We start from the raw sequence: 13,757 nt of genomic DNA, 5'->3' as shown, positions 1-13,757 counted from the left end.
AGAAAAATAGTAATTAACAAAAATTGTCTGAAAATTTTAGCACTCACCTCTTGACAGTGCTAATAATGCGTGCTATATTTATGCTTGGAAACAGAAATAACAGGAATTCGTTCATAGCACAGTGGGAAATGAGGTGAAAGATATGAACATTCAGAAATTTACACAGAAGTCAATGGAAGCAATCCAGGATTGCGAAAAATTAGCATATGAATATGGCAATCAGGAAATCGAGCAGGAACATCTTTTAGTGGCATTACTGCAGCAGGAAGATGGACTGATTTTAAAACTGATCGAGAAAATGGAAATCCAGAAGGAGCATTTTGTAGACAATGCAATCCGCCATCTGGAAGCAAGAACCAAGGTGTCCGGCGGCCAGGTTTATGTCGGCCAGGCATTGAATAAGGTATTGATTAGTGCAGAGGATGAGGCAAAGCAGATGGGAGATGATTATGTCTCCGTAGAGCATCTGTTTTTATCCTTGTTAAAATATCCGAACCCTGCATTAAAGGAAATTTTTAAGGAATATGGTATTACAAGAGACCGTTTCCTGCAGGCGCTGTCTACGGTGCGTGGCAACCAGCGTGTGACCTCCGATAATCCGGAAGCTACTTATGATACCTTAAATAAATATGGTTATGATATGGTAGAGAGGGCGAGAGACCAGAAGCTGGATCCGGTCATCGGACGAGATGCAGAAATCCGGAATGTAGTGCGTATTTTGTCCCGTAAGACGAAAAACAATCCGGTACTGATTGGCGAACCCGGTGTAGGTAAAACCGCAGTTGTAGAGGGACTGGCACAACGGATTGTACGTGGTGATGTTCCGGAAGGATTAAAGGATAAGAAGCTCTTTGCACTGGATATGGGTGCATTGGTAGCCGGAGCAAAATACCGTGGTGAATTTGAGGAACGTCTGAAAGCAGTATTGGATGAAGTAAAGAAATCCGAAGGACAGATTATCCTCTTTATCGATGAGCTGCATACCATTGTCGGTGCAGGAAAAACCGATGGAGCCATGGATGCCGGACAGCTTTTAAAACCAATGCTTGCCCGTGGAGAACTGCATTGTATCGGTGCTACCACATTGGATGAGTACCGGGAATACATTGAAAAGGATGCCGCATTGGAACGAAGATTCCAGCCGGTTATGGTAGACGAACCAACGGTAGAAGATACTATTTCTATCCTGCGTGGATTAAAGGAGAGGTATGAAGTATTCCATGGAGTAAAGATTACCGACAGTGCACTGGTTTCCGCAGCAGTGCTTTCGAACCGTTATATCTCAGACCGGTTCTTACCGGATAAGGCAATTGACCTGGTGGATGAAGCCTGTGCACTGATTAAGACAGAGCTTGATTCCATGCCGACCGAGTTAGACGAACTGAACCGTCGTGTCATGCAGTTAGAGATTGAAGAGACTGCATTGAAAAAAGAGGATGACCGTCTGAGCCAGGAGCGTCTGGCAGACTTACAGAAAGAGTTAGCAGAGCTTCGGAGTGAGTTCCAGAATAAGAAGGCACAGTGGGACAATGAAAAGAAATCCGTAGAGAAAGTCCAGAAGCTGCGTGAGGATTTGGAAAGCCTGAAAAATGAAATCCAGCAGGCAGAGCAGAGCTATGATTTAAATAAAGCGGCAGAATTAAAATATGGTAAGCTGCCGCAGTTACAGCAGCAGTTGGAAATTGAAGAAGAAAAAGTCAAAGGTGAAGATTTATCACTGGTACATGAAAGTGTCAGCGAAGAAGAAATCGCAAAGATTATCTCCCGCTGGACCGGAATCCCGGTAGCAAAACTGACTGAGAGCGAACGAAATAAGACACTGCACCTTGATGAAGAACTGCATAAACGTGTCATTGGACAGGACGAGGGCGTTACCAAGGTAACAGAAGCAATCATCCGTTCCAAAGCCGGAATCAAAGACCCGAGCAAGCCAATCGGTTCTTTCCTGTTCTTAGGACCAACCGGTGTAGGTAAGACAGAGCTTGCCAAAGCATTAGCAAGCTGCCTTTTCGATGATGAATCCAATATGGTCCGTCTCGATATGAGCGAGTATATGGAGAAATATTCCGTTTCCCGTCTGATTGGAGCACCTCCTGGATATGTAGGCTATGATGAAGGTGGTCAGCTGACGGAGGCAGTCCGCCGGAAACCGTATTCCGTAGTCCTCTTTGATGAGGTGGAAAAAGCACATCCGGATGTCTTTAATGTACTGCTTCAGGTACTGGATGACGGACGAATTACCGATTCTCAGGGACGTACCGTAGACTTTAAGAATACCATTATTATCATGACTTCTAACTTAGGCTCCATGCATCTGTTGGAGGGCATTGACGAAAATGGTGAGATTCGTCCGGAAGCAGAAGAAGCTGTCATGGAAGAACTGAAGGGTAACTTCCGGCCGGAATTTTTAAACCGTCTGGATGAAATCATTATGTTCAAGCCGCTGACCAAAGACAACATCGGCAACATTATCAAGTTACTGATGGAAGATCTGAATAAACGTCTTGCAGACCGTGAACTGAAAGTGGAACTGACCAAGGCTGCCGAGGATTATATTACCGAGAAAGGTTATGACCCGGTATATGGTGCAAGACCACTGAAACGTTTCCTGCAGAAATATGTGGAGACATTGGCTGCAAAATTGATTCTTGCAGATAAAGTCAGAGAGGGAGATACCATTCTTATCGACCTTACCGATGGAGAACTGACTGCCAGCGCAAAACCGGCGACCGCCTGAAATGGTTCAAGCCTGACATAATAAGAAATGCAGTTGCTGCATATATTGTCAGGAGAGCAGAAAAGTAACGGTGTAAAATGAGTCGAATCCGAAAAGCATTGATATGGATGAATCTGGCACTGGCGGTATTGGTAATTGCCGCCGGAGCCTGTCGGATCCGTGTCAATCATCTGGTAAATGCAGAGAGCATGAATATAAAGAAAACAAGTGGAATAAAAGAGGTTGCATTGACATTTGATGATGACGTTATAATAGGACTAAGTCAAGAGATTAGCTATAAAGAAGCGGTTTCTATGATTTAGTCCTATTTTCGCTATTCTAAGGAGAGTAGATAGGGCAGCGCTGTTATATTAAAATCTTATAGTGAATAGCCGGGATCTGTCAATATTAGGGATATTGGCTGATGTCGTTATGACCAAAGCAGGGCTAAATCTAAATTCCATGAAAATGGGATACTTGATTTAGCTCTGCTTTAATTTCTATCGGGAGGAGGCAAGTGCTTAACCCTATTTTTATCCAAGTGCATATAAAATATGTTACCCATAGGTGGCCGCCAAGGTACAGCAAGCCTGACCTTGGCTCGCTGCCTGCATGAGAATCTAATGTAACCAAAATAACAAATTCAACAAGAGAAAGGAAGCAAACGTATGGGCAAGGTTTTAGGAATTGTAAACAGAAAGGGCGGGGTAGGTAAGACCACGACTGCCACAACCATGTCATATCTGCTGTCTAAGGAGGGCTGTAAGGTAGCATTGATTGACTTTGACGGGCAGAGGCACACAACAAAACTTTGCGGAGTGACTGCACCAGAGCAGCTTTCCGTGACAATTTATGACATTTTGAAGTGTATCGTGATGAATGAGGAACTGCCGGATAAAGGGTCCTACATGATAAGGACAGAGACAGGGGTAGATTTAATTCCGGCGAATAACAAGCTGGATAACTTTGATAAGCTGATGTGTGATACTGATTTTGCAGAATACAAGCTGAAAGAGTTTGTGGACACCATTAAGGAGCAGTATGACTACATCCTCATTGACGGTATGCCGAAGATGGGGACAGCCATGATAAATGTGATGATATGCTGTGACAGTCTGATTATTCCGGTACAGTCGGAAACGCTGGCGGTAGAGGGAATGGCAGAGTTTCTAAGAGCTTTCCACAGAATCAAGAGCCACGCAAATGCCAGACTGGAAATCGAAGGAATCCTTATCACCATGGATAATGAACGGACAAGGGTATCTAAGCGTGTGAAAGCGCAGTTACAGCAGGCACTTGGGGAAAAAGTGCGTATCTTTACGAACAGTATTCCCCGGTCTATCAAAGTGCCAGAGGCTGTAGAGTATGGTATGACGATCTGTGAGTATGAACCGGATAATCCGGCGGCGAAAGCCTATGAAAAATTTGTAAAGGAGTTGATGGAAAATGGCGACCAGAACACCAAAAATACCGGCAAGAAGCACATTGCTTAATTCTTCTCTGGACGGTATGGACGACCTCTTTGATTTCAAGACAAAGGAAGAACAATGTCAGCCGGAGCCGGAAAACGGCGGAACGGGAATCACGGAAATGGACTTTGCTGTGATGGAGCCGCTTCCAAATCATAAGTTCAAGCTTTATACAGGACAGCGGCTTCAGGATATGGTAGACAGTATCCGTGAGTTTGGTATCCTTGAACCACTTATCGTATGGGTGCACGAAGGCAAGAACACGATTTTAAGCGGACATAACAGACAGAATGCAGGAAGCATCGCCGGACTTACCAAAGGTCCGGTCATTATCAGGGAAAATCTGACCTATGAAGATGCCATTCTGATTGCGACAGAGACAAATCTGCGCCAGCGTTCTTTTGATGATTTAAGCCCCTCTGAAAAGGCATACTGTCTGAAACAGCACTATGATGCAATCAAAAGCCAGGGGCGGAGAAATGATCTGATAAAAGAGATTGAAGAACTCGTAAACCCGCATGAAATTGGGGAAAACGGGACTTGTTCTGAAATTCAGAAAAAGTTAAATGCTAATGAAAAAGTCAGCGAGGAATACGCTCTTGGGAAAGATAAAATTGCAAAGTATCTTCGCATAGCCTCTTTGATTTCTCCACTTATGGAGCTTCTTGATAATCGGAAAATTGCTTTTGAAGTAGCTTATGACATTTCTTTCATAAAAGAGGAAGAAAAACAATATTTAATAGCGGAAATGATAGAAGCGGGGCATGGTGTGGATATTAAGAAATCAACGCTGATACATGACTATGCTAAGAAAGGCAAATTGACAGAGGAACTGTTACGGCAGATCATTACCGGAGAAAAAACGAAGGCTGCAAGGAGTGGCAGCCCGAAACCCATCAAAATCAAGGAGACAGTCATCAACAGATTTTTTGACAGGAAGCAGAGCAGAAAGGAAATCGAGGATACGATTGTAAAGGCACTGGAGTTTTATTTCGCTCAGAACAGCGAAAATCCGGGGCAGAAGGTTGGGTAGAGAAACCTATCTTGCAGACCTGTACCGCCAGTCAGTACAGGCATTGACACAGAACAGGACAGAGTGGATGGGGCTTTTGTCCAGTGTGTCAAAATACTACAAGATGTCCTTTGACAAGAACGTGCTGATTTATGTGCAGAGACCGGATGCGGGACTTCTTGCAACGAAGATGGGTTGGGAGAAACAGACCGGAAGATATTTGAAAGCCGGTTCCAAAGGCATCGGCGTTGTGGATATGAATAATCCGAAAGCCACGCTTGCTTATTATTTTGACCTTGCAGATACCCGTGGCGACTATGAGGGTTTTCGGAGAGCCATGAGTGCGGTCTGGTCTTTGGAGAGGCAGTATCAGCCGGAAATATTAGACCGTTTCCATAAACAGTTTGGGACAGACGAGAATAGTATTGAAAACTGTCTCTGCCAGCTTGTCGGTATGCAGGCGGATGCGTTTTTTGAAAAATATCTTTCCTGTGTAGAGGTAAAGGATGAGAACAGTGTACTGTATGGACTTCCTGCCGGGGCAGTGCAGGCAGAGTTTGCAAAACTTGTATCAGACAGTGCAGCTTACATTGTTTTCAAGAAATGCGGAATCAAGACAGAGATTTTTGAGGAGACAGGGGCATTTGAGAATATCAGCCATTTTGGAAGTCTGGAATTGTTCATGGGACTTGGGTATTATACCTGCGCCATAGCAAGACCGGTATTGTCAGAGATACATAAACAGATTGAGGAAATCAAGGAAGAAAGGAGTCAGAGATATGAGCCGAGAACCGTTAGCGAAACTGGAATACACGAAAGGGGAGGACGGGATGCTGTATCCGAACCTTCAGATATCCGTGAACAAGGAGTACGACTTAAGACCGACAGGGATGTTCGGGAGAAGATGGAAGGACTACATGAAGTCGAAACACCCGCAGAGACTGTCGGAGCTGATCGCACTGGGACAGATAAACGAGCTGATAGCCAAGGTGGACAAGGAAGCAGAAGCGAAGAAAGAAACGCTGATTCAGCAGCTTCTGGAGGTACAGCCGATGCCGAAGACCGAGGATATGCTGGAGAGAGCCGGACACATGGAGATGATAACCAGACAGGCGGAGGAGATCATCCTGCACGAAGTAGTGTACCAGTTAAGATAGCAGAAAAAGAGGAAGCGGCAGAGCCGGAGCCTGTAAAAAAGAATACCGAAAAAGCATCAGAGGAATCCGAAGCGGAACATACCGCAGAGGGTTCCTCTTTTCATATTCCGCAGTCAGCGACAAAAGAGAATATCAGGGAGCATAAGGACTGGGAGGAAGTGCAGAGCCTGTTGACCGATACTGGCGTATTTCCTTTGGAACTGTATGACCGTATCAATCAGGTGTTTGCAAAAGAGACAGCTCCGGTTGTGAAAAGGAATGCCGTCAGGGATATTTACCTTGATTACGGACTGCAAAAAAGCAGTGATGGAACACGGGGAATCATGCCGGGAAAGGATGTGGCGGATTTCTTTTTCGGGGAAGAGGGCTTTGTGCGGCTTTCGTGGGATGTGATTACCCATGTGATAGACTTTCTGATGCAGAACAGCGAGTATATCCCATACCATGAGGAAGAAGATGCCATTGGCGATTTCAATATTCCTGATGAAATAGAAGATATGCAGCCTGGTTCCCGAAAAGACCATGAGGACGGACAGCTCAGCCTGTTTGAACTTTATCCCGGTCCTTACGAGGATGACGGGAAAGGGGGCGACCAGATACTGCCGGAAGAAACAGAGCCGGAGGAAATAAAGAGCGGATATATGCCGTTCCCGGTGGGAAGCCGGATTGCGTATGACGACCGTATCTTTGAAGTGCTTCAGTATCTGGACGATAACCATACGGTTGAACTGGGAGATATAGAGCAACTACAGGGGCTTCATGGCTATAAGGTCATAGAGAGACTGCCGGTAGTCCTGATTGAAAATGCAGAGCTTCTGCAACCCAATTACACAGAGGGAGAAGTAGCTCAGACGGTTGTGCAGTCCGTAGAGGATGGAGATTTTTCGGAAGCAGCAAAGAAACGGATAGAACACATGAGTCGCATCGGGCAGGCAAATGAGAAGTATGCCATGGATGTGGCAAAGGAAATGGAACAGCGTTTTCGGGACGGTACACTGAATTATCACTATCAGCCGGAGCATCGTCTGTACGAGGGAGGTCCTAAAGCAAAGTTCCGCAATAACGTGGAGGCAATCAGGCTACTGAAACAGTTACAGCAGGAGAACCGTATTGCAACTACGGAGGAACAGATCGTCTTAGCCCGTTTTGTTGGCTGGGGCGGTCTTGCCAATGCCCTGACACCCGGAAAGGAAGGCTGGGAAAAGGAATATGATGAGATTTCAGAGCTGCTGACAGAGGAGGAAATGCAGTCGGCATCGGCTTCAACCCTGACCTCTTATTATACGGATCAGAAAGTCATAGAGTTTATCTATCAGGCACTTTACCAGTTTGGTTTCCGGTCAGGAAACATTCTGGATCCGGCACTGGGGACAGGCAACTTTTTCTCAGCCCTGCCGGAAAGTATGAACCAGTCAAGACTCTATGGAGTGGAACTGGAACCCATTGCTGGAGGAATTGCAAGGAAATTATATCCGCAGGCAGACATTCTTATCAAAGGGTATGAGGACACAGAGTTTTCCGACAGCTTCTTTGATGTGGTGGTGGGAAATGTGCCATTTCACAATATCAAAGTGAGTGACAGGCGGTATGACCGTTATAACTTCAAGATACACGATTATTTTCTGGCGAAAAGTCTGGATAAGGTAAGAAGCGGAGGCATCCTTGCAGTTATTACCACAAAATTCACCATGGATAAGGAGAATCAGTCTGTGCGGAAGTATATCGCACAGAGGGCGGAACTGATCGGTGCCATCCGTCTGCCGGAAAATGCTTTCAAACAGGTGGCAGGAACAGAAGTGACCACGGACATATTGTTTCTGAAAAAGCGGGAGCAGGAAATCATACCGGATGAAAGGAATACACCGTGGCTTTCCGTGGAAAAAGACGAGAACGGAATCCCCTACAACAGTTATTTCATAGATCACCCGGAGATGGTGCTGGGAACCATGGCACAGGAAACCGGTATGTATGGAAGCCATGATTTTGTAACATGCAAGCCATACCCGGATAAAACTTTAAGTGAACTGCTGGAGGAAGCAGTAGGCAGGCTCCATGGGCAGTATGAGGAACCGGCAAGTGAACTATCGGAGGACAAAGACACGGTTATCAAAGAGTGGCTTCCAGCAACGCCGGATGTGAAGAATTACAGTTATACCAAGGTGGGGGATGCTTTCTATTACCGGGAAGATTCCCGGATGTACCGTCAGGAGCTGACAGGGAAAAAGGCAGAGAGGGTAGACGGGATGCTCCACATCCGTGATGCCCTGCGGGAACTGATGGACTTCCAGCTTCACGGCGATCCTGAACTGGGGTGGGAATTGCCCACCATGGAGTATGAAAAGAGACTGAAAGAATTATTAGACCGTCTGAACCGGGAGTATGACAGTTATATAAAAAAATATGGGTATCTCAATTTGCAGGGGAATGTCATGGCATTTTCCAAGGATGCAGATTCTCCGCTTTTACGTTCCATTGAGGAAGAAGTAAAGGACGAGCATGGGAAAAAGGTAAAAGGCGAGTACAAAAAGACAGCAGTATTCCATAAGGCCACAATCCGTCCAAAGAGTATGCCAAAAACAGCAGACAATGTGGAGGAAGCCCTGCGCATTACCATGAATGCAAAAGGGAAGTTTGACCTTGATTATATGCAGTATCTGTACCGTAAGGACGGGCAGATATGTAGCAAGGAGGATATTCTGGAGGAACTGGGGGAACGTGTATATCAGGATCCGGCAAAGTGGCAGCAAGGAGATGCCACGTCCGGCTGGGTGCTTGCAGAGGAATATTTAAGCGGCTACGTAAAGGATAAACTGGCGCAGGCTGTCCTGGCGGAAGAGGAGTACCCGGAGTGGTTTGGGCGGAACGTGGAGGCACTAAAGAAGGTACAGCCGGAACCGTTAAAGCCGGAGGACATCAGTTTCGTGCTTGGCTCTACATGGATACCGGTGAAATATTATCAGGATTTTATGTATGAGAAGTTTGCAACGAGCAAGCATAACAGGGACAGCAATATCCATATTGAGTTTGCGGAATATACAGGAACCTATTTCATTACTGAAAAGAGGGCTGAGAGAGATTCCATTGCCGCAAATAAAACCTACGGGACAGAACGACTGAATGCCTACGAGATTATGGAATATACCCTGAACCTGAAAACGGTGGAAGTCCGTGACAGGCAGGAGTATGAGGATCCGGAGACTGGGGAAGAAAAGGTGCGGTATGTGCTGAACAAGCGGGAAACCCTGCTTGCAAGGGAGAAGCAGGCACAGATCAAAATGGAGTTTGAGTCATGGCTGTTTGCAGAACCGGAGAGAGGGGCTGCATTAACCCAGCTTTACAATGACCGCTTTAACAACATCCGTCCCAGAACCTACAACGGGGATGACCTGATGCTGCCGGATATGAATGATTCCATTACTCTGCGAAAACACCAGCGTGACACGGTAGCCATGGGTATTTACAGTGACGGGAATCTTCTGGTGGCGCATGAGGTAGGAGCCGGTAAGACCATGACAGCCTGTGCTATTGCCTATGAGAGAAAACGGCTGGGAGTATGTAACAAGCCGTTGATTGCAGTACCGAACCATACCTTAGAACAGTGGGCGACAGAGTTTATGCGGCTTTATCCTAATGCCAATATTTTAGTTGCAACGAACAAAGATTTTGAAAAGCCGCGCCGGAGACGGTTTGTAAGCCGTATCGCCACAGGGGATTATGACTGTATCATCATGGGACACAGTTCCTTTGAACTGATCGCTCTTTCAAGGGAGAGGCAGTTAGCCGCCATGCAGGAGGAGATTGATGAAATCACAAAGAAGATAGACGAAATGAAGATGCTTTCCGGGAAAACATGGTCCTTAAAACAGATGGAGATATTCAGGCATAATTTACAGGACCGTTTTGACAGGCTCTATAATGCAGGGAAGAAAGACGGAACGATTTCCTTTGAGGAACTGGGCGTGGATAACCTGTTTGTGGATGAGGCCCATGCATATAAGAATAATTACAGCTATACCAAGATGCAGAGAGTGGCGGGCGTGGGAGGACAGAGCAGCCAGCGTGCCATGGATATGCACATGAAATGCCAGTATATCAATGAAATCACGAATGAACATGGCGTGGTGTATCTCACCGGCACACCGGTATCTAATTCCATGTCGGAACTCTATGTTATGCAAAAGACCTTGCAGCCTTCCGAATTAAAGCGCAGGGGACTGCTTATGTTTGACTCCTGGGCAAGCACCTTCGGCAAGGTGGAATCATCGCTGGAAATCAAACCAGAAGGCTCCGGATACCAGATGAAAGCAAGATTTGCCAAGTTCCACAATCTGCCGGAACTGATGTCCATGCTGTTTTTAGTGGCAGACATCAAGACAGCGGATATGCTGGACCTGCCGGTTCCGAAACTAAAAACGGGAAAAATGCAGGTAGTAAAGACTGCCATCACGCCGGATCAGAAAGCCATCATGGAGGAACTGGTGGAAAGGGCAGAAGCAATCCGTAATAAGGAGGTAGACAGCAGTCAGGATAATTTCTTAAAGCTGACAAACGAGGCAAGGCTGCTTTCCGTGGATCCCCGTATTCTGGATGAAACGCTGGATAACGATCCTGACACCAAACTCAATGCCTGTGCCAGAGGTGTGGCAGAAATCTACCATGACACTGAGGAGCAGCATTCCACACAGCTCATTTTCTGCGATAAGGGAACACCGAAGGCGGACGGCAGATTTAACTTCTATCAGGCACTCAGACAGGAGATGGTGCGGCTTGGAGTGGAGGAAAAAGAGATAGCTTTCATACATGACGCCAATACGGACACAAAACGGGCAGAACTGCTGGAAAAGGTACGGAACGGAATTGTCCGTGTACTGCTGGGAAGCACGGAGAAGATGGGAACAGGATTGAATGTGCAGGATAAATTGATAGCATTGCACAATCTAGATGCACCATGGCGGCCGGCTGATCTGACGCAGCGTAACGGGCGCATCCTGCGGCAGGGAAATGAAAATGATGAGATATCTATCTTTAATTACATCACGGAGCAGACCTTTGATGCTTACCTTTGGCAGATACTGGAACAAAAGCAGCGGTATATCAGCCAGATCATGACTGGCCGGAGTGCGCTTAGGAGCTGTGAGGATGTGGACGAGGTAGTGCTTCAGTATGCCGAGTTCAAGGCTCTTGCTGTATCGGATCCTAAGATTAAGAGGAAAATGGAGGTGGATAATGAGGTCTATCGCCTGCAGACACTGAAATCGGCTTGGAAAAGTGAGCATACGGACTTGCAGAACAAGATTACGGTCTATTATCCTCAGGAAATTAAGAAATGTACAGAAAGGATAGAACATAGAAAAGCCGATGCAGAGCTGTATCAGAAAGAGGTGCCGCAGGAGTTTTCTATTACCTTAAATCACAGGCTGTTTGACGAGCGGACAAAGGCGGGTGAATATCTGAAGATGCAGATGGCAAATCTGGGGCATGAGGCAGGAGACACCGTATCAGCCGGGACCTACGCCGGTTTACAGGTAATGCTGAAAAGAGGAGCATTTCAGGATGTACTTCTCTGCCTGAAAGGGGAAGGCAGTTATCAGGTGGATGCCGGTGAATCTGCACTGGGAAATATCACAAGGCTTGAGAATCTTGCAGAGAAGATACCGCAGTATCTGAAAGATGAGGAGAGGAAATTGGGAGAACTGAAAGAACAGTTTGAAGCGGCGAAAGTGCAGGCGGAGCGCCCCTTTTCTGAGGAAGAAAAGCTGTCGGAGTTTCTGAAAGAACAGGTATCCCTTAATCTGGAACTGGAATTTGCGGATGCAGACGAGGAAGGAATGGAAAAAGCGGGAAAAAGCCATGGAAACAGTATCTACCGGAAACTGCGTAAGCTGGCACCGGAGTTATTTGAGGGTACATATACTTACATGAAATTCAAACAGGACGGCTTTGATGACCTTGTGCTTGAAACCATCGGAGAGAATGAGTACAGTATTGCACACTATTATACACAGAATGGGGACAGGATGCGTGATCCGGAGATTACGTTCATGCTGGACGATACGCAGCGTTGTATCTATGCCTTATCTTACACGCAGGATAACATGGGCATCTATTACGAAACCGGGGACAGAACCGAGAAGCAGATGGAGGATCTGATGGGATTTTTCGACCAATGGATGGCGAATATCAAGGAACAGGGATTTACCTTATATAAGGCATACGGAGAAGATGCGGAATACACGAAAGAAGAGGAACATACAGAAGAAATGGGATATACTGTCATCAGTGCAGATAATTTGAAGCAGATGAATAGATTTGATGGGGAAGATATGGAAAATGAGCGGTAGATGGAAAGGAGAAAAGCAGTTGCAGGTACAGCAGAGGGGCAGACCAATGCCCTTTACGGAAGAACAGATGCGGCAGATTTATAATACGAATATTATAGATTTTGCGGTAAGGAATGGTTTTGAGATTGAGAAAAGTGATAAGGCCACGGTTCATGTGAAGCACAACGGGGGATTGTACCTGTTCAAGCATGGCCGTGGCTATTATTCATTTACGGAAGAACGGGGCGGTGACATTGTTGAATTTGCAATGAATTATCTGGGACTGAAAAAGAGGGAGGCTATGGAACAGATACTGGGGTGCAGGGCTTATGAACGGACCGCCCATGTAGTTTCACCGCAGGAAAAGGCAGAAAGGGGAACGATGGTATTACCGCCCAGGGACACGGACGACCGCCGAGTATTTGCGTACCTGACAAAGACAAGAAAGATTGATCCGGAAATTGTGCAGACCATGATGAAACAGGCAAAAGTATATCAGTCAAGACAGGAAATAGGTGGCAAAGTGCGCCGGAATTGTGCGTTTGTCGGGTATGACAGCAAGGGGACACCAAGATACTGCGCCCTGCGTGGTCCCAGTGCAGGCAGCAGTTTCCGGCAGGATATGGAGAACTCGGATAAGACCTATGGTTTTCTCATGGAGGGAAAAAGCAACCGTGTCTATGAGTTTGAGGCACCTATTGATGCCATGAGCCATGCCACGCTTTATAAGCTGCGGGGATATGACTGGAGAAAGGACTACCGGATATCGGAAGGCTGCCTGTCAGACAGGGCACTGAAGCGGTTCTTAGAGGAGCATCCCAAGGTCAATGAAATCGTGTTCTGCTATGACAATGATGTGGATGGGAAACTTGCAGACGGTACACCTCACAATCACGGTCAGGTAAGGGCAGGAGAAGCGAAGAAGCATTATCAGTCATTAGGGTATAAGGTCGCCATACAGACACCCACAGAGAAAGATTTCAACAAAGTGTTGACTTCTCTTTATGAACAGCCTAGACAACAGCAGAGCATGACGGAAGACGAGGAAGATGAGGAGGGGCTGGGAAGGTGAAGAAAGACTGG

The 13,757-nt window shown here is 46.4% G+C and carries 6 protein-coding genes; all 6 read left to right on the top strand.

All coding sequences use genetic code 11. The features are described 5' to 3' along the window. The first annotated feature begins 142 nt into the window (after nucleotides 1-142). The 6 genes from clpB (at nucleotide 143) to DWX65_RS04945 (ending at nucleotide 13,746) form a co-directional block, all read left to right on the top strand. The gene (gene clpB / locus DWX65_RS04975) at nucleotides 143-2,737 is read left to right on the top strand and encodes an ATP-dependent chaperone ClpB (RefSeq protein ID WP_022243920.1); all 2,595 of its coding nucleotides are present in this window, start codon (nucleotides 143-145) and stop codon (nucleotides 2,735-2,737) included. A gap of 77 nt (nucleotides 2,738-2,814) precedes the next feature. Continuing rightward, nucleotides 2,815-3,039 carry a hypothetical protein gene (locus DWX65_RS04970; RefSeq protein WP_118172955.1) on the top strand — a complete coding sequence of 75 codons (225 nt, stop codon included), beginning with the start codon at nucleotides 2,815-2,817 and terminating at the stop codon, nucleotides 3,037-3,039. A 345-nt stretch (nucleotides 3,040-3,384) separates the two neighbouring features. Further along, nucleotides 3,385-4,209 (top strand): ParA family protein, encoded by an 825-nt coding sequence (locus tag DWX65_RS04965; RefSeq protein WP_118172954.1) that lies wholly within the window; start codon nucleotides 3,385-3,387, stop codon nucleotides 4,207-4,209. After that, the gene (locus DWX65_RS04960) at nucleotides 4,163-5,218 is read left to right on the top strand and encodes a ParB N-terminal domain-containing protein (RefSeq protein ID WP_118172953.1); all 1,056 of its coding nucleotides are present in this window, start codon (nucleotides 4,163-4,165) and stop codon (nucleotides 5,216-5,218) included. Before DWX65_RS04965 ends, DWX65_RS04960 begins: the two co-directional genes overlap by 47 nt. Beyond that, complete coding sequence (locus DWX65_RS04950) at nucleotides 5,211-12,695, top strand: DUF6908 domain-containing protein (RefSeq protein ID WP_242997813.1); 7,485 nt, start codon at nucleotides 5,211-5,213, stop codon at nucleotides 12,693-12,695. Before DWX65_RS04960 ends, DWX65_RS04950 begins: the two co-directional genes overlap by 8 nt. Further along, nucleotides 12,685-13,746 (top strand): DUF3991 and TOPRIM domain-containing protein, encoded by a 1,062-nt coding sequence (locus DWX65_RS04945; RefSeq protein ID WP_055169968.1) that lies wholly within the window; start codon nucleotides 12,685-12,687, stop codon nucleotides 13,744-13,746. The genes DWX65_RS04950 and DWX65_RS04945 overlap by 11 nt, the downstream gene beginning before the upstream one ends. Nucleotides 13,747-13,757 lie beyond the last annotated feature (11 nt).

It is taken from the genome of Roseburia sp. AF20-18LB (genome assembly GCF_003461185.1).
GTDB classification, from domain to species: domain Bacteria; phylum Bacillota; class Clostridia; order Lachnospirales; family Lachnospiraceae; genus Roseburia_C; species Roseburia_C amylophila.
Note: the sequence above shows the minus strand (reverse complement) of the source record. Positions and strands in the feature narration are given on the sequence as shown.